The following is a 22258-nucleotide window of genomic DNA, read 5'->3' as shown; positions in this document are numbered from 1 at the left end:
CCCTCTTCTTCTTAGCGTTATCCACATCATCGCCATTGCCTTTTCGGCTGACCGGAAGACCGCACTAGAATTTAGACCGGAAATCGAGCTATGATGCACTTGGCATTTCCTGGGACGGCTTCGCGCCCTTGGAATGCTGGGAGGAAACGGGATATGGCCACCGCGCTTGTACTCGTTTTGGTAGTCGTGGGCTCGGTGCTGTTCCACTTCCTGAGCCCATGGTGGTGGACGCCGATTGCCTCGAACTGGGACTATATCGACAACACCATCATCATTACCTTCTGGATCACCGGCGTCGTCTTCGCCGCCGTCGTCCTATTCATGGCCTATTGCGTCTTCCGCTTCCGTCATCGGGAAGGCAATCAGGCCGCATACGAACCCGAGAACAGGCGGCTCGAATGGTGGCTGACGATCGCCACCGCAATCGGGGTCACGGCCATGCTGGTCCCCGGCCTATTCGTCTGGAACCAGTTCGTCAGCGTCCCAAGCGACGCGACCGAGGTCGAAGTCGTCGGCCAGCAATGGCAATGGAGCTTCCGCCTGCCCGGCAAGGACGGCAAGCTAGGCACATCCGATACCCGCAACGTCACCGCTGAAAATCCGCTTGGCGTCATCGCCAGCGATCCCAACGGCCAGGACGATGTCGTGGTCGAAGCCGCCGATCTCCATCTGCCAGTCGGCAAGCCGGTCAAGATGCTGCTCCGCTCGATCGATGTGCTGCACGATTTCTACGTGCCGGAATTCCGCGCCAAGATGGACATGATCCCGGGCTCGGTCACCTATTTCTGGTTCACCCCGACCAAGACTGGCAGCTTCCAGGTCCTGTGCGCCGAACTTTGCGGGCAAGGGCATCCTTTGATGCATGGTGTGGTCATGGTCGACACGCAGGAAGATTATACGGCGTGGCTCGGCGAACAGCAGACTTTTGCGCAATTGTCGGCCCCTCAACAAGTGGGCTCGGCAGAGTAGACGCCGGCAAAGACGGCGACGTGATTGAAATTACGGCAGGCCTCGAACTGTCGGGCCTGGCCGAAAAGGGCACGGAGGTGTTCCTATGGTCGATATCACACCTGCAGATGCGGTACCGCCGGCCGAAGTCGCGGAAATGGAGCTCTACCATCCGCACAGCTGGTGGACGAAATACGTTTTCTCGCAGGACGCCAAGGTCATCGCCATCCAGTATTCGGCGACGGCGACGGCAATCGGCCTGGTGGCGCTGGTGCTGTCCTGGCTGATGCGGCTACAACTCGGCTTCCCCGGCACGTTCGATTTCATCACCCCCGAAGCCTACTACCAGTTCATCACCATGCACGGCATGATCATGGTGATCTACCTGCTCACGGCCCTCTTTCTGGGCGGCTTCGGCAACTATCTGATCCCACTGATGGTCGGCGCGCGCGACATGGTCTTTCCCTATGTCAACATGCTGAGCTACTGGATCTACCTGCTCGCCGTGCTGGTTTTGGTGTCGAGCTTCTTTGCGCCCGGCGGACCGACGGGTGCCGGCTGGACGCTCTACCCGCCGCAGGCGATCATGACCGGCACACCAGGCGGCCAGGACTGGGGCATCATGCTGATGCTCATCTCGCTGATCCTGTTCATCATCGGCTTCACCATGGGCGGCTTGAACTACGTCGTGACGGTGCTGCAGGCCCGCACGCGCGGCATGACGCTGATGCGCCTGCCGCTGACCGTCTGGGGTATCTTCACCGCGACCGTCATGGCGCTGCTCGCCTTCCCGGCGTTGTTTGTCGCCTGCGTGATGATGTTGTTCGACCGTGCGCTCGGCACCTCCTTCTTTATGCCGGCGATCGTCGAAATGGGCGAGCAATTGCAGCATGGCGGTGGCAGCCCGATCCTGTTCCAGCATCTGTTCTGGTTCTTCGGCCACCCCGAGGTCTACATCGTGGCGCTGCCGGCCTTCGGCATCGTATCCGACCTGATCAGCACCCATGCGCGCAAGAACATTTTCGGCTACCGGATGATGGTCTGGGCCATCGTCGGCATCGGCGCGCTGAGCTTCGTCGTCTGGGCGCACCACATGTATGTCAGCGGCATGCATCCCTATTTCGGTTTCTTCTTCGCCACCACGACCTTGATCATTGCCGTCCCGACCGCGATCAAGGTCTACAATTGGGTGCTGACGCTGTGGCGCGGCGACATCCACCTCACCATTCCGATGCTTTTTGCCCTGGCCTTCATCGTCACCTTCGTCAATGGCGGCTTGACCGGATTGTTCCTCGGCAACGTCGTCGTCGACGTTCCGCTATCTGACACGATGTTCGTCGTTGCCCACTTTCATATGGTCATGGGCGTCGCTCCGATCCTGGTGATCTTCGGCGCGATCTATCACTGGTACCCGAAGGTCACGGGCAGGATGCTGAACGAGGCGATGGGCCAGTTCCACTTCTGGGTCACCTTCCTCGGCGCTTACCTGATCTTCTTTCCCATGCACTACATCGGCCTGATGGGGGTGCCGCGGCGCTACAACGAATTGACCGACACGACGGTCATGACGGAATCGGCCCAGCACCTGAACTCGTTCATCAGCATCATGGCGTTGATGGTCGGCTTCGCCCAGATGGTGTTCCTGTTCAATCTGATCTGGAGCATCCGCCATGGCCGCGAGGCCGGCGGCAATCCGTGGCGCGCCACTACCCTCGAATGGCAAACGCCGCAAACACCACCTGCCCACGGCAATTTCGGCAAGGACCTGCCGATCGTCTATCGCTGGGCCTATGACTACAGCGTGCCGGGCGCCAAGGAGGACTTTATCCCGCAAAACATGCCGGGCACCTTCGGATCCTCAAGAGAGCCGGCATGAGCGTCATTCTGGTCTTCCTCCTGGTGATCGTCGGCTTTGCCGCATGGTGGCTTTCCCACCAGCGACTGATGGCCAAGCCATGGCTCGAGCAAGGTGTGATCGGGGATATTATCGGCCCGGAAGGATCGGCGCTGCCGACCGCCAAGATCGGCCTCGGTGTCTTCCTCGCCGTCGTCGGCTGCCTGTTTGCGCTTTTCACCAGCGCCTATTTCATGCGCATGGCGCTGTCGGACTGGCAGGCGCTGCCGCTGCCGCGCGTGCTCTGGTTCAACACCGGCGTGCTGGTGCTGAGCAGCGTCGCGCTGCAATGCGCCGCGGTCGCCGCGCGCCGGGGCCAGATCGACACGGTCAGGCTCGGCCTCGTCACGGCCGGGCTCACCGCCCTTGCCTTCCTGATCGGGCAGCTTGTGGCATGGCGGGAACTGACCGCCGACGGCTATCTGCTGACCGCCAATCCGGCCAACAGTTTTTTCTACCTGATAACCGGGATGCATGGCCTGCACATACTGGGAGGGCTGGTCGCCTTGGGCAGAACGACTGCCGGCGCATGGGACGGAGCGCGGCCGGAGCGGCTTCGTCTCAGCGTCGAACTGTGCGCCATGTACTGGCATTTCCTGCTTTTCGTCTGGCTTGCCATTTTCGTGCTTCTGGCTGGCTGGGCCGCGACTTTTATCGAGATTTGCCGACAGTTGCTGACCTAGGAGGGCCGGGCGGATGGCAGACACGACACTGACGCGGATCGGTAGGACACAGCCGCGGCCGACGGGTTTGCAAGGCGTCGCCGCCGACTGGTCCTCGGATCAGCGCGCGTTCAAGAACGTCTCCTGGGGCAAGGCCATGATGTGGATCTTCCTGCTCAGCGACACCTTCGTCTTCGGCTGCTTCCTGCTCTCCTACATGACCGCGCGCATGTCCACCCGAGTGCCGTGGCCCAATCCGAGCGAGGTCTTTGCCCTTCATATTGGCGGCTCGAATGTTCCGCTGATCCTTATCGCCATCATGACTTTCGTGCTGATCTCAAGCAGCGGAACGATGGCGATGGCGGTCAATTTCGGCTACCGCCGCGACCGCCGCAAGACGGCGATTCTCATGCTTCTGACCGCCGTACTCGGCGCGACCTTCGTCGGCATGCAGGCGTTCGAATGGACCAAGCTCATCAGCGAAGGGGTACGGCCCTGGGGCAATCCGTGGGGCGCGGCGCAGTTCGGATCATCCTTCTTCATGATCACCGGCTTCCACGGCACCCATGTGACGTTCGGGGTGATCTTCCTGATCATCGTGGCGCGAAAGGTCTGGCGCGGCGATTACGACACGGGACGGCCTGGATTCTTCACCAGCCGCAAGGGCAACTACGAGAATGTCGAGATCATGGGGCTCTACTGGCATTTCGTCGACCTAGTTTGGGTGTTCATTTTCGCATTCTTCTACCTTTGGTGAGAGCAGACATGGCTTTGGTGAGAGGCAGATATGGCTGAGGCGACCGCAAACGGCCTGGGGCAACACGCGCTGCACGGAGCTCAGGCGCATGATCCGACAGCGACCGGCATCGCGCCGGCGGAGGTACACCAGGAGCACCCGATCAAGCTCTATCTGGTGGTCTGGGCATGGCTGTTCATCCTCAGCGCCTGCTCCTATCTGGTCGATTACATCGGTCTCCAGGGCTATCTCAGATGGTCGCTGATCCTGATCTTCATGATGCTCAAGGCCGGGCTGATTGTCGCCGTCTTCATGCACATGGCCTGGGAAAGGCTGGCGCTGACATATGCGATCATCTTGCCGCCGATATTGGTGCTGGTGTTCGTGGCGATGATGGTCTTCGAATCGGAGTACACGCTCCTCACCCGGACGGTGTTTTTTGGGGCCGGCCCCTGACGCGCAATCGGGGCACAGGGTTTGTCCACGGCGTCCCCGTCAAAGCGCTGGAAGCGTTCTTTGCGGTCCGCTCCTGTCTGCCTTGAAACGATCGGCAGCTGGCCCATTTTTGGTGGTACGGGAAACGACAGAAGCAGAATGATTGCGCTCGTTTCCCCATGCGTCGCGAACTCCAGCAAGGGAGGCTCAAGATGACGATCGCCAACAAACTGAAGGACTTTATCGACGGGAAAGGAATTTCCTATGACACCGTCGAGCACCACCGCACCTCGACAAGCAGGCAGTCCGCCATAGCGGCCCATGTGCCCGGCAGCATAATGGCCAAGTCGGTGGTCGTTCACCATGACCGTGGCTATGCGCTGGCCGTGGTCCCCAGCACCCACAGGATCGAGCTCGGCACGTTGCAGGACGTCATGGACCAACGCATCGGCCTGGCCTCCGAAGACGAGGTGGAGTCGATTTTCCAGGATTGCGACACCGGCGCCATCCCGCCGATCGGCGCGGCCTACGATGTGCCTGTTATTCTCGATGAAAGCCTCGGCAAGGCCGCCGACATCTATTTCGAGGGTGGCGACCACAGGACGCTGGTGCATGTCAGCGGCAAGGATTTCCGCAACCTGACCAGCGACGCCCGCCAGGCCCGCTTTAGCTACCCGGCCTACTGAACACTCTGGCCAGCCTGCCGCACCGGCGCTCTCGCCGGTGCGGCAAAGGCCGGATTTTTCAGTCGGCCGGCCTGGTCGAGGCCGGCGATTCCACAACTTTGCGATAGACGTGCCAGGTGGCGTGACCGAGGATCGGCAGCACCACCGCCAGCCCGGCGAACACCGGCAGCGAGCCGATGATCAGCGCGACGGCGACGATCAATCCCCAGACGGCCATCACGACCGGATTCGCCAGGACCACCCGCACCGAGGTGTGGATGGCTTCATAGGCGCCGACGTCGCGGTCGAGCAACAACGGGAACGCGACGACTGTGGTGCACAGCACGACCGCGGCGAAGACGAAGCCAATCGCGTGGCCCAGGATAATCAGCGTCCAGCCGCGCCCGGTGGCAAATATTTCACTGATGAAGCTGGATAGCGACTCCGGTGGGGCCGGGCCGAACACCTGCTGGTAGAACAGCTGCGCGGTCAAAAGCCAGGCGATGAAGATCGCAAGCAGCATGATGCCAACCGCCGCGATGGCCGGCAGTGCCGGAGAATTCCTGACCTCGAAGGCGTGGCTCCAGGAGGCGTCCAGTCCGGCCTCGCGTCTCCGGCTGATCTCATAGAGGCCGAGCGCCGCGAATGGACCGATCAGCGCAAAACCCGACACCAGCGGAAACAGCAGCGGCAGCGCATTGTTGCCCGATGTCCAGACGGCGAGCACGACGCCGACAAGCGGATAGATCAGGCAGAGGAAAACGATGTGCGACGGTTTGACCATGAAATCGTCGACGCCGCGCTTGAGCGCGTCGAAAAGGTCGGAAACGCCGATTCTTCGAATTCTGGTATGTTCCAGCGTCTCGCTGGCGCCTGCAATCACGTGAAAACTTGCCATGACCATTCCTCCAGACCAGGTCCGGTAAGGTCGCGGTTCATGGTGCCGTCGTTCAGCGTGACTGGCCACGCAAAACCGCGACCTGCACCATGATCAACATACTCTCTTGCATGGCGTTTGTCGCCCTTTGTCAGAACAGCGCGGCTCCGGTGATCAGGCTAGCTCTAACGGCCTTTCTTCGATAATCTCCAAAGTGGGTTGAAGGGTGAAGGTCATGGATGGAAAGACCGTTCTCATACTCGGCCTTGGCATAGTTATTCTGCTGTTGCTGGGATTCTGTGCGCTGCCAACGTGAGGTTTGAGCAGGTTAGGACAGACCTTGTTCAGGCAGGTGCCGTCAATTTCCGGCCGACATGACGGCACGCATTGCAATTGTGTCGGCAAGCAGCACGGCAAAGATCGCGAAAAGATAAAAGATGGAATAGGCAAACAGCGCCTTAGCGCGTTTCATCTCCCGCCCTTCACCCCCGCTTTTGTCGACCAGAAGCTTCCAGGCATGCCAGATGAAGCCCGCGCCCAATGCGGCCGAAACAATCCCGTAGAATCCGCTCGCGAATCCAAACGCCCAAGGCAGCACGCCGATTGGCGTCAGGATCAGCGAATAGACGAAGATCTGTTTTCGGGTTGAAGCCTGGCCGGCCACGTTCGGCATCATTGGGATGCCGGCCGCCGCATAGTCGCCGATCTTGAACAGCGCGAGTGCCCAGAAGTGCGGCGGCGTCCACAGGAAGATGATGAGAAACAGAACGAAGCTCTCGATCCCGACGGCGCCGGTGGCCGCCGCCCACCCGATGACAGGAGGAAGGGCACCGGCGGCACCGCCTATGACGATGTTCTGCGGCGTCGAGCGTTTCAGCCACATCGTGTAGATGACGACGTAGAAGAAGATGGTGAAGGCCAGCAGCGATGCGGCAAGCCATCCTACCAGCACACCGAGCGTCAGGACCGAAAGCACGGAAAGTACCAGGCCAAAGCCGAGAGCTTCGCCTGGCGTGACCCGGCCTGAAGGGACTGGCCGCTTTGACGTGCGCGACATCAACGCATCAATATCGGCATCGTACCACATGTTGAGCGCCCCGGCCGCTCCCGCTCCAACTGCAATTGCGCCGATTGCAATCACCGCGATGATCGGATTCGTCATTCCGGGCGCCACCATCAGGCCGACGAAAGCGGTAAAGACGGCAAGCGCCATGACACGGGGTTTCAGAAGCGCGAAGAAATCAGTGACCGTCGCTTCCGAGATCTGGATACCGGTATCCTTGAGGCCGCTTTCCTGAGTCGACATTTCAGGCGACCCCAGATGGGGGCAGGCAATCTGGCCGGCCGATCGGTCGGCGGAAGAACCAGGTTACTTCCTCGCGGAAGAACCGGGTTACTTCCTGGCGGAAGAACCGGGTTACTTCCCAACGGAAAAACCGGGTCATTTGGAGAATTGCTTCAGATAGGCGATGACGTTGGCAAGGTCCTCGTCCTTCTTGAGACCGGGAAACGCCATCTTCCCGCCTTTGATCATGCCTTTGGGATCGCGAAGATAATTCGTCAGCGTGGCTTCATCCCATTTGACGCCGGATTTGCCGGCCTCGGTCATGGCTTTAGAATATTTGAACCCCGGATGCGTGCCGGCCGTCCGGCCGATAACGCCGCTCAATGACGGACCGACCTTGTTCTGGTCCTTGTCCACGACGTGACAGACCTTGCATTTGGTGAAGACCTTCTCACCCGCGGCGGCATCCTGTGCCTGGCATTGGTTGGTGATGAACGTCGCAGCGGACACGGCGGCGACAAAAGCGATCACGCGCATGGCATTTCCTCCCCGATCGCCAAATCTGCGTTGGACGATCTGCGCGTGCCGACACTTTCGCCGGCATGCGCCCCTTGCACGACAGAGCGGAATATCCGCTTCTGCCGCATGGAATTGCGGCATCTACATACCACAGAATCTGGCCGGCAGATAGAAGAAGCCGACCAGCAAGATTTGCCGCCGAAGCAACGGACAGTTCGATCGGCGTCGAACGCGGTCGGAACGCATGCCGGCCAAAGGCGTTAGACCAGCTACGGTTCAGCGTCAGCAAGATCAAAGATCAGAGAAGCGTCCATGAACGACAGCAGCGTCCTGGAGGTGCGCCACGGCACCCTCACGATCGACGGCGAGACGGTCTTCTACAGAGAGGCAGGCCCTCAAGCCGCGCCGGTGCTGCTGCTTCCGCATGGCTATCCCTGCTCATCCTTCCAGTATCGCCGGCTGATGCCGGCGCTCGCCGATCGGTGGCGGACTGTCGCGCCGGACTTCCCCGGCTTTGGTTACAGTGGGACCCCAGATCCGGCACGGTTCGGCTATGATTTCGACGCCTACGCGACTTTCCTGGAGCGGTTCGCCGACGCGCTGGGGCTCGGCAGCTACGCGCTGTGGCTGCACGACTACGGCTCTCAGATCGGCCTGCGCCACGCTATAGCGCATCCATCGCGGATCAGGGCCCTCATCATCCAGAACGGCGACATCTACGCGGATGCGCTTGGCCCCAAATACGAAACGATCCAGCGCTTCTGGCGGGATCCTTCACCAGAGAACCGCGCGCCGCTGGAAGAAGCGGTGAGCGAGGACGGCTTTCGCGCCGAGTTCGTCGGCGAAGTCGATGACGACATCGCCCAACGTGTCCCGCCCGATCTGTGGAAATTGCATTGGCCGCTGATGGATACGCCGGTGCGCCGCGCACTTTCGGTCGGACTGATGGAGAAGCTCAAGGCTAACCTCGACTGGTTCCCTCGTTACCAGGAATACCTGCGCGAACAGCGGCCGCCGGCAATGATCCTTTGGGGGCCGAAGGACGAGTACATGCCCGAGCCGGCAGCGCGCGCCTATCTGCGCGATCTCCCCGAGGCCAAGCTGCATTTGCTGAACGAAGCCGGGCATTGGCTGCTGGAAACCCATTTCGAGGCCGCCCTGCCCCTGGTGCGAGGGTTTCTCGGCGAGGTCCTGCATTATTCGCCCGCCCAACAGCGCAGCGGATCCCGCCATCGCTCCCCATCCACATCACAAACTATCGAGAGGAGCACTTCATGAACGACAACGCCACAATTGCCCGGATCTGGCGGGGAAGGACGCGCCGCGATCTGGCAGACGCCTACGAGCCATATCTGCGCCGCGAAGGCATTCCGCCGCTTCAGGAGAAGGCGCTTGGCGTGCAGTTGTTTCGCGAAGATCGCCAAGAAAAAACGGAGTTCGTGACGATCTCATACTGGCCTGACGTCGAAGCCATGGCGAGCTTCACCGGCGACGATCCGCACAAGGTCCATCACCTGCCGCGCGACGAAGAGTTTCTCGTTGAACTGCCAAAGCGAGTGACCGTGATGCGGATCCTCGTCAATCAGTCGCCTCGCGATTAGGCCGCGGCGGTGACGCGATTTTCGTCAGCGGAGCCCTAAAGGCAGGCGGCCATCAGCGTATCGGTCTCAATCCCCGGTGCGGAAAATTCCTGCACGAAGTTCCCGTCCTTCAACACCAGGACCCGGTCGCAGACCTTCGGCAGTTCCTCGATCTCGCTGGACACGAAAATGATACTTTTGCCCTCGGCGGCAAGCTGGCGGATGAGAGCATAGATCTGCGATTTCGCTTCGACATCGACACCACGGGTCGGCTCGTCGAGCAGCAGGATCCGGCTGCCGGCATAGACCCAGCGGCCGATCACCACTTTCTGCTGGTTGCCGCCAGAAAGCGTGCCGACCGGCGTATCGATACGCGCCGTTTTGATCCCGATACGACGGATGATGTCGCCAGCCGCTTCCGCCATCCTCAACGCCGAGATGACGCCGTTGACCGCCACCTTCGAGAAATCGGTAGCGACGGTGTTTTCGTCCACGCCGAGCAGCGGCACGATGCCGTCTTCCTTGCGGCTTTCCGGCGTCATGCCGATGCCGCTCTTGACCCGCTCGCCATAGGAGCCGCGGGTGATGTCCTTTTCATCGAGCAGGACCGTGCCGGCGCGCACGGCATCGAGCCCGCCGATCGCCCTCAGCAGCTCGGTGCGACCCGAGCCGAGCAGACCGGCAAATCCCAGCACCTCGCCGCGCTTCAGATCGAACGAAACACCCGAAAGCTTTGGCGGCACGGCAAGATCGCGCACCGACAGCACGGTAGCGCCTCCCCTTGCCTCGCCGACCAGCCGATCTTCCTGGCCGCTGCGGCCGAGCATCAGCCGGATGATCTCGGCGGTGTCTGCGCCAGCAAGCTCGACAGTCCCCGCAACCTTGCCGTCGCGCATCACCGTGGCCGCCTCTGCGATCTGCCTTATCTCGCTCATGCGGTGGCTGACATAGATCACCGCAATACCGGCAGCGGCCAGGCTGCGCACGGCCTTGAACAGGAGTTCGACCTCGGCGGCTGCAAGCGAGCTGGTCGGCTCGTCGAGAATGACGAGCTTCGGTTCGCCGATCATGACGCGGGCGATCTCGACGAGCTGCCGTTCGGCCGGGCTCAGCGTTGCGACGCGGCGGCGCGGATCGAGCTTCAGCCCGAGCCGAGCCAGCGTCTCGCGCGCCTGATGTTCCATGTCGCCGTGGGAAAGCACGCCCATGCTGGACGGCCAGCGGCCGAGGAAGAGGTTCTCGGCGATGCTCATGCCGACGATCAGGCTGAGCTCCTGATAGACGGCGCGCACGCCGAGCCGGGCCGCTTCGACCGTCCGCTGAGTGCCGGAACCGGTCAGCGCCGCACCATCGATGGTGACTTCTCCGCTGTCAGGCACCGTGGCCCCGGTCAGCAGCCGGATCAGTGTCGATTTCCCCGCACCGTTCTTGCCGAGCAGGGCGCGGACTTCGCCGCGGCTGATCTCGAAATCGACAGCGTCCAGCGCAAGGACGCCGGGATACTGCTTGGTCGCCCCATGCACTGCGGCGACCAAGGTCTGCGGATCCTGCTGGCGGGCGGTTTGCATGGCTGATCCTTGCGGGTTTCCGTCACGCGCCGAAAATGCGGCGTTCGCGATAGCGCGTGACCAGGATGTTGGCGAGCACTGCTGCAACGATGATGACGCCGCGCACCACTTCCTGGAAGAACGGATTGATGCCGCGCAGCACCAGCCCGTTGCCGATCAGCGTGATGACGAAGACGCCGAGCAGCGTGCCGAGCATCGAGCCGCGCCCGCCCGACAATGCCGTGCCGCCGATGACGACGGCGGCGATCACGTCGAATTCGAGGCCGGAGGCGGTGCCGGCATTGCCGGAGCCGAGCCGCGCCGTCAACAGCACGCCGGCAAGTGCCGCCATCACGCCCGACGTGGTGAAGATCAGCACGCGAATGCGCGCAACATTGATGCCGCAGAGTTCGGCCGCATTGGCGTTGCCGCCGACGGCGAAGATCGACCGACCATAGGCGGTCTTCTGGCTGATGAAGGAGAAGACGGCGAACAGCACCAGCATGACGATAGCCGAGGTGGGGATGCCGAACATGTTGTCGGCAAGGATGTCGAGGAAGGCGTTGTCGGGAAAGGTGACCGGCAGCGCGTTGGTGGTGAAGAACGACATGCCGCGCAGCGCGCTCCACAGGCCGAGCGTGGCGACGAAGGACGGCACCCCAAAATAGGCGCGCAACGAGCCGGCGAAAGTGCCGAGCGCGCCACCGATGGCAAGCGCCGCCAGGATGGCGAGCGCGACGTTGACGTCGGCTTTCAGCATGAAGGCCAGGCAGACCGAGGTGAAAGCGACCATCGGCCCGACGCTGACGTCAATCTCGCCGGCGATGATGATCAGCGTCACCGCCCAGGCGGCAATCGCGATGGAGGCCGCGTCGCGCAGCAGCGACAGATGGTTGTTGGCCGACAGAAAGCCGTTGGTGGTCGCGCCGAAGCCGAAATAGAGTAGAAGCAAAATGACGATTAGGCCAATCTCGTTCATGTCGAGCGCAAACAAGCGAAAGCCGCGCCGACGGTCGGTTGTGGTTGTGGTGACGCTCATCGCAATCTTCCTCGTCAAGGCCGCTGGCAGGTATAGCGAACGGAGCCCGTGAGGCTTTCACCGGGCGCCAGCCTCACCAGCCCGCCGCCGGAGGGCATGTTATGCCCGTCAGCGCTGTGGCTCATCGGTTCGAAACAGAAGAAATCATAGTCGTAACCGGCATCGAAGGCCGGATCGGAGACGAAGACCAGATAGCGGGAAAAGATGGGGTCAGCATCGATCCTCAGTGAAATCCCGCTCTCCGGCCAAGCGATGTCAGCCGCGCCGTTCCAGCCCTCGAAAACCGTGTTGACCCAGCGGCGCGGCAGGCCGCGCGGCTGGGCAAAGTCGGTATCAGCGGCGACCGGATGCTCGACAGTCGGCAGCCAGGATGAATCCTCGTCCCAACAGGAGCGAGCGGCCGCCTTGAGCGTGGTTCCTTTCGTCAGCGGAAAATAGGGATGCCAGCCGAGGCCAAATGGGAGCGCGAACTCGCCGCGATTGGTGACGGACAGTGTTGTCGTCAGTGTAGAGCCGTCGATCGAAAAGCGCTGTTCGGCTTCATAGACATACGGAGTGCCGCTGCGATGGCTGAACACAAGTACGATCTCGGTGCTCGTGTGGCGGACAATCTGCCATTCGCCGGTCCAGCCGTCGCCATGCAGATAGTGCTTGTCCCAATCCATGTTGGGTTTGAGCGAATACTCCCGGCCTTCGAAGGAAAAGCGGTTGTCGCGCACCCGGTTGCCGAAAGGCACCAGCGGAAAGGAGCCCGATTTCAGCGCTTCTCGTTCCGGTCCCTGCGGCGGCTCGCGAAACAGCGGCGTCTCCACATCGCCCGAGCGCGATACAAACCGCCAGACCGCTCCACCGGTCGTGGTGACGGTGAGGCTCAGCGCTTCGTTGGCGATGTCGATATCCGCCATCGTTCAGTCCGGGAACTCGACGATGACTTTTCCGGAGCGTCCACCGGCCATAAGCGCATAGGCCTCTGGTGCTTTTTCCAGTGGGAAGGCATCGGTGATGATGTCGTGCGGGTGCAGGCCCCAGGCGTCGAGGTCTTCGCAGCACTGGTCCATATTGTGGACGCTGGTCACCCATGAGCCGTAGATGGTGCGTTGGCGGTGCAGAAGGTCGTCGCTGACGTCGAACTCGACCTTGCCGGTTTCGCCGATATAGACGCAGCGTCCCCAGGTGCGCGTCGCCTGCAGCGCCAGCACCCTCCCGCGCGGATTGCCGGAGCAGTCGATGGCGACCGCGGCACCGCCCTTGGTCAACTCATTGATGGCGCCGAGCGCGTCGGGCCCGGCGACGAGACCGTGATCGAGCAGGCCAAGCTTCCTCGCTGTCTCGACCCGGTCGGGCTGGGTGTCGACGCCGATCGCCAGGCGCGCACCACGGCCCTTGGCCAGCATCAGCGCTGCCATGCCGACCGGCCCGAGGCCGACGACGAGGACCGCATCACTGCCCGAAATATTGCCGCGCAGCACCGCTTCGTAAGCGGTGCCGACGCCGCACGAGATGAAGCAGCCGTCGCGATAGGACAGCGTGTCAGGCAGATGCACAAGGTCGCGCTCGTCGGCGACGAGATATTCGGCGTGGCCGCCATCGCGCTGCCAGCCATAGGCGGCGCGCTGCGGGTCGGTGCAGGAGATCTGGAACCCCTTGCGGCAGTTGCGGCAGAAGCCGCAGCCGGAAATATGATAGACGGCGACACGGTCGCCCGGCTTGAAATGCCGGCAGCCGGCGCCAAGCTCGGCGACCTGCCCGGCCGGCTCGTGGCCCGCCACCACGCCCTGATAGGACGTGCGCGGATCGTCGCCGAGATGCTTGTGATAGATGTAGTGGATGTCGCTGCCGCAGATGCCGGACGCCTTCATCTTCAGAAGCACCTGGCCTATGCCTGGCTGCGGGCGGTCAATTTCGCGCAAGTCGACGGTGGAATTGCCTGGAAGGTAGGCGGCAAGCATTTTTGGCATGATCAGGCTCCGGACCCCGGTTCTTTTCGACCGCGGGCAGTATCCGAGATTGTCGGTTTCCCGAAAGATTATCAGTTCCCGAAAGAACTGGCCGCCGGGATGCGGCGGCCAGTATCGCATGGTTCGGGAGGATGCGATCAGGAAAGGCCGTCCTTGTGGGTTTCGAGCCACTTCTTGGCATCGTCGGCCGATTTGAAGATCGATATGCCCATGGGCACGATGATGTCGGCGGCCTTCTTGCCCTCGGCGCCATTCAGCGCCTGTTCCAACGCCAGCTTGCCGATGCCTTGGCCGGACACGTCGGCGACTGCCTTCATCACCGAGAAGTCGGCGAGTTCGGTCGCGGCCGAAGACGTCATGTCGGCAGCGAAGACGACGACCTTCCCGGTCAGGCCGCGCTGCTTGATGGTCCGCACCGCACCGGTGCCGGCATCGCCGCCCTCGCCGAAGAAGGCGTTGATCTCAGGATTGGCCGACAGCATCTGGTCGCTCACCGAAACGGCGTCATCGAGCACCGTGCCGCGCTGGTTCGCAGCGATGACATAGCCGGGAACCTTGGCCTTGAGGGCCGCCTCGAAGCCCTCGCGGCGCTTGACGCAGACCTCGACGAATTCGCAGTTCAGCACGCCGATCTTCGGCTCCTTGATGCCCTGGGCGATGAAATAATCGGCAGCGACGTCGCCGAGCTGGCGGCCGAACTCCGTCGGATCGGCAACCGCATAGGCATAGACATATTTCTTCATGTCGGCGTCGTTGATGCAGGTGTTATAGCACACGACCGGAATGCCGGCCTCATGCGCTCGCCTGATGGCGCGCACCGAACCGTCGGCGGAGACGGCCGACAGGATGATCGCCTTGACGTTTGCAGAGATCAGGCGGTCGATGAAAGAGGCCTCGGCGCCCGGATCGGCGCGGGCATTCGTCTCGAGCAGGTCGACCTCCTTGCCCATCGATTTGGCGCTGTCCTGGATGCCCTTGCGCACGGCGGCATAGAAACCGACATCGTCGAGATAGATGGCGCCGATGCCGGTCGAATCGGCCAGCGCCGGCGCTGCCGCCGAACCAACCGTGGCGGCCGCAAGCGCTGCGATGGCAAACTGCTTTATGGATTTCATGTCGTCCTCCCAACGGATCGTGAATTGTGCCCGTCGCGGCGCCGCAGCAAGTCGGACTGCAGGCAACCTCTCCCTACGGGACTTGCCCAATCCGAGATCGACTTAACATCTAGATCGGATCAAACTAATTTATAGATACTATGTTTGATACGGCTGTCAACGCCTTTCTCACACCACATTAACCAGCGCTGCGCCGTTGCTGCGCTGCAGTTTGGCGTTGAACACATCGGCAAAGTCGACTAACGTGCCTTATAGATATGATCTATTGCGATTGCGCGGGAGCTCCCAAGTGAGGATCACAAGTATCGAGACCCGCGTGGTCAATGCGGAAATGCGGAACTGGGTGTTCGTGAAAGTGCTGACCGACGAGCCGGGGCTGCATGGCTGGGGCGAAGCGACACTGGAATGGAAGACGCGGGCAGTGGTCGGCGCGGTCGAGGATCTGGCGCCGCTGATCGTCGGGCGTGATCCTCGCGACATCGAACAGGCCGTGCGGGTCATGCGCAAGCAGTCGTTCTGGCGGCTCGGCGCCATCGGCATGAGCGCGATCTCCGGCATCGAGATGGCCTTGTGGGACATCATGGGCAAGCATTTCGGCGTGCCCGTATGGCGCCTGCTTGGCGGCAAGGTGCGCGACAAGGTCGGCGTCTATACCCATCTCGGCCTTGGCGACATGCGCGCCGTCTACGAGACGATGGAGGCCGATCCGTTGGTCGAACGCGCGCATGCCGTGGTCGAAAAGGGCTATCGCGCCTTCAAGGCGGTGTTCATTCCCTATACCCACTACCACGCGCCGCTGCCCGACGTGGACAAGGTAGCGCGGCTGATGGAGGCCCTGCGCAAGGCAGTTGGACCGGGGATCGAGATCATGGTGGATTTCCATGGCCGCCCGGCCTCGGTTTCCGCCGCGCTTTCCTATGTCGAGGCCCTCGCTCCCGGCCGGCCGATGTTCATCGAAGAGCCGTTGCCGCCCGGCGACACGGCCGGTCTGAAAGCCCTCGCCGCCCATACTTCGGTGCCGCTGGCGACCGGAGAGCGACTGGTCGAGCGCGCCGAATTCGTCGAACTGCTTTCGGCAGGCGCGGTCAGCATCATTCAGCCCGACATCTGCCATTGCGGCGGCCTCTCCGAGGCCAAGAAGATTGCGGCCCATGCCGAGGCCGTCGGCGTCGGCGTCGCCCCGCATAACCCGCTTGGGCCGATCGCCGGCGTCGCCGCTCTCCACTTCGCCGTCTCGACGCCAAACCATATCATCCAGGAGGAAATGGTCGGCGCGGTGCCGTGGTATTTCGACGTGGTCAAAGGCCCGATCCGCATGGTTGATGGCTTTTGGCAGGTTCCCGAAGCGCCGGGTCTCGGCATCGAGGTCGACGAGGCGGTCTGCGCGCGCTATCCCTTCGCGCCCGAGGTGCTGCACACGCAGAACGCCGTAATGCCGGACGGCACCATCGTCGACTGGTGAGGACGACCCACTGGTGAGGATGAAATGACCGGACGCCTGCAGCACAAGGTCGCGATCGTAACCGGCGCCGGGCGCGGCATCGGCGAGGCGATCGCTCGGGCCTTCCACCGCGAAGGCGCTAAAGTCGTCATCGCCGAGATCGATCAGGCGACCGGCGAAGCGCTCGCAAAAGATCTTTCGCCAAACAGGGCAAGCGCCCTGTTTGTGCCCTGTGACGTCCGCCATACCGCTTCCGTCGAAGCCGTCGCCGCCCTGGCGAAGGAGACCTTTGGCCGGATCGACATCCTCGTCAACAATGCCGGCATCAACGTCTTCCACGATCCGCTGGAGACCAGCGAGGCCGAATGGCGGCGCTGCTTCGACATCGATCTCGACGGGGTCTGGCGCATGAGCAAGGCTGTGCTGCCGGCTATGCTCGACCAGGGCGCCGGCTCGATCGTCAACATTGCATCCACGCACAGTTTTTCGATCATCCCTGGTTGCTTCCCCTACCCCGTCGCCAAGCACGGGCTTTTGGGTCTCACCCGGGCGCTCGGCATCGACTACGCAGCCAGGGGTGTGCGGGTGAACGCCATTGCGCCTGGTTATATCGAGACGCAGATCGCCGTCGACTACTGGAACACTTTTCCAGACCCCGAGGCCGAGCGTCGGCGTACCTACGATCTGCACCCGCAAAAACGCATCGGTAAACCCGAGGAAGTGGCGATGACGGCGCTGTTCCTCGCCTCTGACGAGGCACCTTTCCTCAACGCCGCCTGCATCGTCGTCGATGGTGGCCGCTCGGTGCTCTACCATGACTGAGGGGATCATGACCGAGGCCGGCGTTGCGCAGGGTGCCGGTCGCGCCTATGAGTTGCAGGCTGGAGAAGGGCTGGGAAGACATGGCATCTGACCTTGGCGTGGTTGAAGACGGTTCGTGGCGCCGCGTCGAAACCGAAGGCGCCGGCGGCAGCCGCATCCACGATTCCGTGGTCAACGTTCTCGGCAGCCGCATCCTTGGCGGCGTCTATCGGCAAGGCGAAATGCTGCCGCGCGAGGAAGAGCTCTGCGCGATGCTGAGTGTCAGCCGCACCTCGATACGCGAAGCGATCAAGGTGCTGTCGGCGAAGGGGCTGGTGGAGGCGCGGCGCCGGGTCGGCGTGCGCGTTTTATCGCGCGATGACTGGCGGCTGCTCGATCCCGTGGTGCTGAGCTGGCACCCAGATATCCAGAATGACCACGAGCTGATTTCCGGCCTGATCGAGGCGCGCCGCATCTTCGAACCGGCGGCGGCCGAACTTGCCGCCAGGCGCGCCACCGGCTCCGATCTCGCCGCGATCGAGGCCGCCTTCAACGCCATGCGCGATTCGATCCCACATGATCTCGATGGGGTCTGCCGGGCAGACCTGGCCTTCCACCGCAGCGTGATCGCGGCAAGCCACAACGTTGTTTTGAAAGGATTGATCGGGATGCTGGAGGCGGCGCTGAGCGCGTCCTTCCTCGTCACCAACAGGCTGATGGAAGCACAGTCGCGGGCGCTGGCGGCGCATCAAACAGTGCTCGAGGCGATCCGCATGCGCGACACGGCCGGAGCCAGGGCCGCGATGAACCGGCTGCTCGATATAGCTGCCGACGATCTGCAGGTCGCCTAGTCCAGAAAAAGAAAAGGCCGCCTCGAGGGCGGCCTTTGACCATCCTGAGAACGCGGTGTTATTCGGCGTCCTTGGCCGCTTTCTTCTTCGGCGCGGCCTTTTTCTTCGGCTCTTCCGCGTCGTCGGCCTTTTTGGCATCGGCCTTCTTCGCGGCGGCTTTCTTCGCCGGCTTCACCTTGGCCGTCTCGGAGTCCTCGTCGTCGGCCATCAGCTCTTCCTTGCTGACCTTGATGTCGGTGACCGAGACCTGGCCGAGCAGATGGTCGACCACCTTCTCCTCGAACAGCGGCGCACGCAGCGTGTTCAGCGCTTCGGGATTGCTGCGGTAGAATTCGAAAGCTTCCTGCTGCTGGTTGGCCGGATAGCGGCGCACCTGCTCGAACAGGCCGCGCTGCAATTCGTCGTCCGACACGGTGACGCCGGCCTTCTCGCCGATTTCGGCGAGAACCAGGCCGAGACGCACGCGGCGCTCGGCAAGCCGCATATATTCGGCGCGCGCCTCTTCTTCCGTCGTTTCCTCGTCGGCGAAGGTGCGGCCGGCGGCTTCCAGATCGCGGTTGACCTGGCTCCAGATGTTGTTGAATTCGGCCTCGACGAGCTTCGACGGCGCCTCGAACGAGTAGGCGGCGTCGAGCTGGTCGAGCAGCTGGCGCTTGATCTTCTGGCGCGTCATCGAGCCAAACTGGTTCTCGATCTGGGTGCGCACCACTTCCCGCAGGCGCTCCAGCGACTCCAGGCCGAGATTCTTGGCCGTTTCATCGTTGATTTCCAACGCACCGGGCTTGGACACTTCCTTGACGGTGACGTCGAAGGTGGCTTCCTTGCCGGCCAGATGCGCCGCCTGGTAGTTTTCCGGGAACGTGACCGTGACCTGGGTCTCGTCGCCGGCCTTGCTGCCGATGAGCTGATCCTCGAACCCGGGAATGAATTCCTTGGAGCCGAGCACCAGAGGCTGGTCCGTACCGGCGCCGCCGCTGAAGGCTTCGCCGTCGATCTTGCCGACATAGTCGATCGTGACGCGGTCGCCTTCGGCGGCCTTGCCGGTCTTCGGCTCATAGCTGCGCGCCGATTCGGCGACACGCTGGACCTGCTCGTCGATTTCGGAGTCAGGGACGTCGAACACCTGACGTGTCACCTTGATGTCGGAGAAATCTTTGATCTCGATCGGCGGAATGACCTCGTAGTTCAGCCGGAACTCAAAGTCGGCGCCGCCGGCCAGGATTTTCTCGGCCTCCTTCTCGTCCTCGGTCATGATCACTTCGGGCTGCATGGCGGCCTTTTCGCCGCGCCCGGTGATGATCGAACGGGTCGAATCGTTGAGGATCTCGTTGACCACTTCGGCCATGAACGACTTGCCGTAGACCTTGCGCAGGTGCTGCACCGGCACCTTGCCGGGGCGGAAGCCGTTGATGCGGACCTTGTTCCTAGCATCGGAAAGCCGCGCCATCAGCTTGGCTTCCATGTCACCGGCCGGCACGGTGATCTTGATCTCGCGCTTGAGACCGGAGTTGAGCGTTTCGGTGACCTGCATCATAAAACCTTTGTTTCCACCAATGAGGCCGCCAAACGGCCCCTGCCGTTTACAGCCTGCCGGTATAATCTTGCCGGGAATGGCTTTTGGTGCGGGACTTGGCGATCTGTCCGCCCAACGCGGTTCAAATCGTTCAAAAATACGCTCCAAAATGTGAATAAGTCTTTGTTTTTCCTACTTCTTATCACATTCTGCAGAAGCGGATCGTCGCATCCCGTCACATTCGACACGCCTTTTGTCACACGCGCGGCTAATTTTCAACCATCTTCGCATCCACAGCGCCGCGGGTCTTCTTGGACGCGCAAAGGACGCTGTAGCACCTTGATTTTGACGCATGATCGCGAAATCGGCTTTTCGATTTTCGCGATCATACGCCGGCGAACGGCCCTATTTTGACCGCGACATTGACAGAATGATGGCTACATGGGATTGCCGGGCTGCGCGGATGTGGCGGAATTGGTAGACGCCCTGGATTTAGGTTCCAGTGCCGAAAGGCGTGGGGGTTCGAGTCCCTTCATCCGCACCAAGTTTTTCGCCAGAAGGCCCGGAAACGCTGACGTTTTCCCGGTGGCGGCTTGTTCGGGAGCCATCAATCGGTCCTTCTGAAAGCTGATCTTGCTCAAGATGACTGCCGGGAACCAGCCTCGGCAAGACACGTTGCTAAGTCATGAACCTTACAAAAAGGATCGTGCAATGGCGAAACACTTATCTCGCGAGGAGGAGAAACGCGGCACCGGAAACGTCCTCATGTGGGGCGTCGTGATCATCGCTATGCTTTTCGTCTCCCTAATGGCCGTGTTCGTCCTTGGGCCGTTCTGGTCTTAAGCTACTCTTGGGCATCGTGAAACTGGTGGCGATGCCGGTAAGGCAGTCGAGAGCCTCTTCATCCGGGCCTATGCCGCGGCCTACTCTTCAAAGACCTGGCGCGTGAACCATTCGGTCAAATTCGCCAGTTCAGGCCCCAGCACGCGATCGCCGCCGACCGGCGGCACGATGCTCCTGATATCCGCGACGAACGACTGAAGCGCCGGAGGAGCCGTGCGCTCGGTGACATGTAATGCCTGCGAGGCGATCACGGCCAGCATCGCCATAGCGGCGTCGAGGCAGCGGGCGGCGCGTGCTTCCTTCGTCCATGCGAGGAAGACCGTCGTCGCGACATCGTCCTGGCCGGCGCCCGCCGATTCGGTTCCCGGGATGAAGGTGCGCTGCGCCGAAAGCTTGGCCTGCTCCAGGTAACCTGTGATCGCCATCGGCACATAGCCGACATTGCCGTGACCGTCGCTGTCGCTCCAGTCCCTTCCCGTCAAAAGCAGGTCGGGCAGGAGCGATACCTTGCCGTTCAGGAGCTTCGAGGCGTGGCGGTCGCACAACAGGCAGATATCGGCCCATATCGCCGCCAGATCGTCCAGGGCGGGTGTTGCCATGGCGTTGTGATAGCCGCCGGTGCTAATGCAACGCCCGAACGGATGCCCGTCGTCAGGCGGGATGTAGACCGGGTTGTCCGATATTGAGGCGAGCGACACGGTGGCCGCCCGCTCCGCCGATGCCAGCGCGCGATGCGCGTGTCCGAGGACGCGAGGGACGATGCGGTAGCTGACCGGCGCCTGATAATTGCGACGCCCGGTGCCGGCGCCGGCAAGAAACGCCCTCAATCCCCGCAGGGCCGCGGCTTCGTATTCATCGCCCCAAAGCGCGTCAAGCGCCGGATCGTAATGTTCGAGCGGCGCGCGAAACGCTTCGATCGAAAGCGCAAAGACCTTTTCGGCAAGGCGAACGCGGCGGCGAGCCGCCAAGGCCGCATCAGCCACGAGTGCGGCAGCGCAGGGCGAGCCATTGATCAAAGACCCCCGTTCCTTGACTTCCAGGTCGAAGCGCGTCGAAAGCTCTGCAAAGAGCGGATAGAGGGCGAGGATTTCACCGGCGCCGCCCTGGCCGGAGGATGGCACCATGGGCATCGGTCCGCCGTCCAGCATCGCCGCGACGGCGACCGCCATGCGCGGTGTCGTCGCCGCATTTCCTTCGAGGAAGTTAGCCAGACGGGCGAGCACGATCGCCCTTACCACGCGATCCGGCAAAGGCTCGCCGAACGATGTGGCGGCTGCAAACGCCTTGATGCGCGCATGGCGATCCCGCTCGCCTAGTTCGAGCCGCCGGCTCGCCAGTTCTCCCATGGCGGTGGTCACGCCATAGATGACCGGAACGGGGTCGGTTTCAATGAGACGCAGGAAGGACGCGCGGCACTCTGCGATGCGCTGCAAGGCCTTGTCGCTGATCTGCACCGTGTCATTCTTCCAGGCGACGCGAAAAACGGAACTGAGATTTATGTCTTCTCGTGTCGTCAGGATAATTGTCATGTTTGATGCTGTCCGAGCCG

At 62.0% G+C, this 22258-nt stretch carries 21 protein-coding genes and 1 tRNA gene; 12 read left to right on the top strand and 10 right to left on the bottom strand.

Features of this window, described 5'->3' with window-relative positions; translation table 11 throughout:
* Window positions 1-153 precede the first annotated feature (153 nt).
* The 6 genes from coxB to ABID19_RS13685 all read left to right on the top strand — a co-directional run bounded on the left by coxB (window position 154) and on the right by ABID19_RS13685 (window position 5361).
* Window positions 154-969, top strand: coding sequence for a cytochrome c oxidase subunit II (coxB, locus tag ABID19_RS13710; protein WP_354491198.1), 816 nt, complete (start codon window positions 154-156; stop codon window positions 967-969).
* 85 nt (window positions 970-1054) lie between these two features.
* Window positions 1055-2824, top strand: a complete 1770-nt coding sequence (ctaD, locus tag ABID19_RS13705; protein ID WP_352938329.1) for a cytochrome c oxidase subunit I — start codon at window positions 1055-1057, stop codon at window positions 2822-2824.
* Window positions 2821-3525 (top strand): cytochrome c oxidase subunit 3, encoded by a 705-nt coding sequence (locus ABID19_RS13700; RefSeq protein WP_354491195.1) that lies wholly within the window; start codon window positions 2821-2823, stop codon window positions 3523-3525. The genes ctaD and ABID19_RS13700 overlap by 4 nt, the downstream gene beginning before the upstream one ends.
* A 13-nt stretch (window positions 3526-3538) precedes the next feature.
* Window positions 3539-4261 carry a heme-copper oxidase subunit III family protein gene (locus ABID19_RS13695; protein WP_354491194.1) on the top strand — a complete coding sequence of 241 codons (723 nt, stop codon included), beginning with the start codon at window positions 3539-3541 and terminating at the stop codon, window positions 4259-4261.
* A 30-nt stretch (window positions 4262-4291) separates the two neighbouring features.
* Window positions 4292-4696 (top strand): cytochrome C oxidase subunit IV family protein, encoded by a 405-nt coding sequence (locus ABID19_RS13690; protein ID WP_354491192.1) that lies wholly within the window; start codon window positions 4292-4294, stop codon window positions 4694-4696.
* A gap of 191 nt (window positions 4697-4887) precedes the next feature.
* The gene (locus ABID19_RS13685; protein WP_352938339.1) at window positions 4888-5361 is read left to right on the top strand and encodes an aminoacyl-tRNA deacylase; all 474 of its coding nucleotides are present in this window, start codon (window positions 4888-4890) and stop codon (window positions 5359-5361) included.
* A gap of 58 nt (window positions 5362-5419) precedes the next feature.
* Here ABID19_RS13685 and ABID19_RS13680 read toward each other — a convergent pair whose 3' ends face one another.
* From ABID19_RS13680 to ABID19_RS13670, 3 genes are all read right to left on the bottom strand, one after another.
* Window positions 5420-6238 carry a DUF2189 domain-containing protein gene (locus ABID19_RS13680; RefSeq protein ID WP_354491190.1) on the bottom strand — a complete coding sequence of 273 codons (819 nt, stop codon included), beginning with the start codon at window positions 6236-6238 and terminating at the stop codon, window positions 5420-5422.
* A gap of 337 nt (window positions 6239-6575) precedes the next feature.
* Window positions 6576-7523 (bottom strand): heme o synthase, encoded by a 948-nt coding sequence (locus ABID19_RS13675; protein ID WP_354491189.1) that lies wholly within the window; start codon window positions 7521-7523, stop codon window positions 6576-6578.
* Window positions 7524-7658: 135 nt separating this feature from the next.
* Entirely contained in the window at window positions 7659-8039 is a 381-nt protein-coding gene (locus ABID19_RS13670; protein WP_354491188.1) for a c-type cytochrome, read from the bottom strand.
* A 294-nt stretch (window positions 8040-8333) separates the two neighbouring features.
* Here ABID19_RS13670 and ABID19_RS13665 point away from each other — a divergent pair, with 294 nt between their 5' ends.
* On the top strand, window positions 8334-9299 hold the full coding sequence (locus tag ABID19_RS13665; RefSeq protein ID WP_354491186.1) for an alpha/beta fold hydrolase: 966 nt from the start codon (window positions 8334-8336) through the stop codon (window positions 9297-9299).
* Complete coding sequence (locus ABID19_RS13660; RefSeq protein WP_354491184.1) at window positions 9296-9622, top strand: hypothetical protein; 327 nt, start codon at window positions 9296-9298, stop codon at window positions 9620-9622. The genes ABID19_RS13665 and ABID19_RS13660 overlap by 4 nt, the downstream gene beginning before the upstream one ends.
* 35 nt (window positions 9623-9657) lie before the next feature.
* Here the strand turns inward: ABID19_RS13660 and ABID19_RS13655 are convergent, their stop codons facing one another.
* From ABID19_RS13655 to ABID19_RS13635, 5 genes are all read right to left on the bottom strand, one after another.
* Window positions 9658-11169, bottom strand: a complete 1512-nt coding sequence (locus ABID19_RS13655) for a sugar ABC transporter ATP-binding protein (protein WP_354491182.1) — start codon at window positions 11167-11169, stop codon at window positions 9658-9660.
* 22 nt (window positions 11170-11191) lie between these two features.
* Window positions 11192-12187 (bottom strand): ABC transporter permease, encoded by a 996-nt coding sequence (locus ABID19_RS13650; protein ID WP_354491180.1) that lies wholly within the window; start codon window positions 12185-12187, stop codon window positions 11192-11194.
* Between the two features lie 14 nt (window positions 12188-12201).
* Window positions 12202-13092 (bottom strand): aldose 1-epimerase, encoded by an 891-nt coding sequence (locus ABID19_RS13645; protein WP_354491178.1) that lies wholly within the window; start codon window positions 13090-13092, stop codon window positions 12202-12204.
* Window positions 13093-13095: 3 nt separating this feature from the next.
* Complete coding sequence (locus ABID19_RS13640; RefSeq protein WP_354491176.1) at window positions 13096-14145, bottom strand: zinc-dependent alcohol dehydrogenase family protein; 1050 nt, start codon at window positions 14143-14145, stop codon at window positions 13096-13098.
* Window positions 14146-14282: 137 nt separating this feature from the next.
* The gene (locus ABID19_RS13635; RefSeq protein ID WP_354491174.1) at window positions 14283-15260 is read right to left on the bottom strand and encodes a substrate-binding domain-containing protein; all 978 of its coding nucleotides are present in this window, start codon (window positions 15258-15260) and stop codon (window positions 14283-14285) included.
* Between the two features lie 289 nt (window positions 15261-15549).
* On the opposite strand from ABID19_RS13635, the gene dgoD reads away from it, so the two are divergent.
* The 3 genes from dgoD (at window position 15550) to ABID19_RS13620 (ending at window position 18353) form a co-directional block, all read left to right on the top strand.
* Window positions 15550-16722 (top strand): galactonate dehydratase, encoded by a 1173-nt coding sequence (dgoD, locus tag ABID19_RS13630; RefSeq protein WP_354491172.1) that lies wholly within the window; start codon window positions 15550-15552, stop codon window positions 16720-16722.
* Between the two features lie 24 nt (window positions 16723-16746).
* Window positions 16747-17523, top strand: coding sequence for an SDR family oxidoreductase (locus ABID19_RS13625; protein ID WP_354491170.1), 777 nt, complete (start codon window positions 16747-16749; stop codon window positions 17521-17523).
* Window positions 17524-17603: 80 nt separating this feature from the next.
* Complete coding sequence (locus ABID19_RS13620) at window positions 17604-18353, top strand: FadR/GntR family transcriptional regulator (protein WP_354491168.1); 750 nt, start codon at window positions 17604-17606, stop codon at window positions 18351-18353.
* A 58-nt stretch (window positions 18354-18411) separates the two neighbouring features.
* On the opposite strand, the gene tig is transcribed toward ABID19_RS13620, so the two are convergent.
* Complete coding sequence (tig, locus tag ABID19_RS13615; RefSeq protein WP_354491617.1) at window positions 18412-19884, bottom strand: trigger factor; 1473 nt, start codon at window positions 19882-19884, stop codon at window positions 18412-18414.
* A 441-nt stretch (window positions 19885-20325) separates the two neighbouring features.
* Here tig and ABID19_RS13610 point away from each other — a divergent pair.
* Window positions 20326-20410, top strand: a tRNA-Leu gene (locus tag ABID19_RS13610).
* Window positions 20411-20789: 379 nt separating this feature from the next.
* Here the strand turns inward: ABID19_RS13610 and ABID19_RS13605 are convergent.
* Window positions 20790-22238 carry an aromatic amino acid lyase gene (locus ABID19_RS13605; protein WP_354491166.1) on the bottom strand — a complete coding sequence of 483 codons (1449 nt, stop codon included), beginning with the start codon at window positions 22236-22238 and terminating at the stop codon, window positions 20790-20792.
* Window positions 22239-22258: the final 20 nt, after the last annotated feature.

Origin of the sequence: Mesorhizobium robiniae, from assembly GCF_040545535.1 — a bacterium.
GTDB classification, from domain to species: Bacteria; Pseudomonadota; Alphaproteobacteria; order Rhizobiales; family Rhizobiaceae; genus Mesorhizobium; species Mesorhizobium robiniae.
This window is presented reverse-complemented; position numbering and strand designations above follow the sequence as displayed.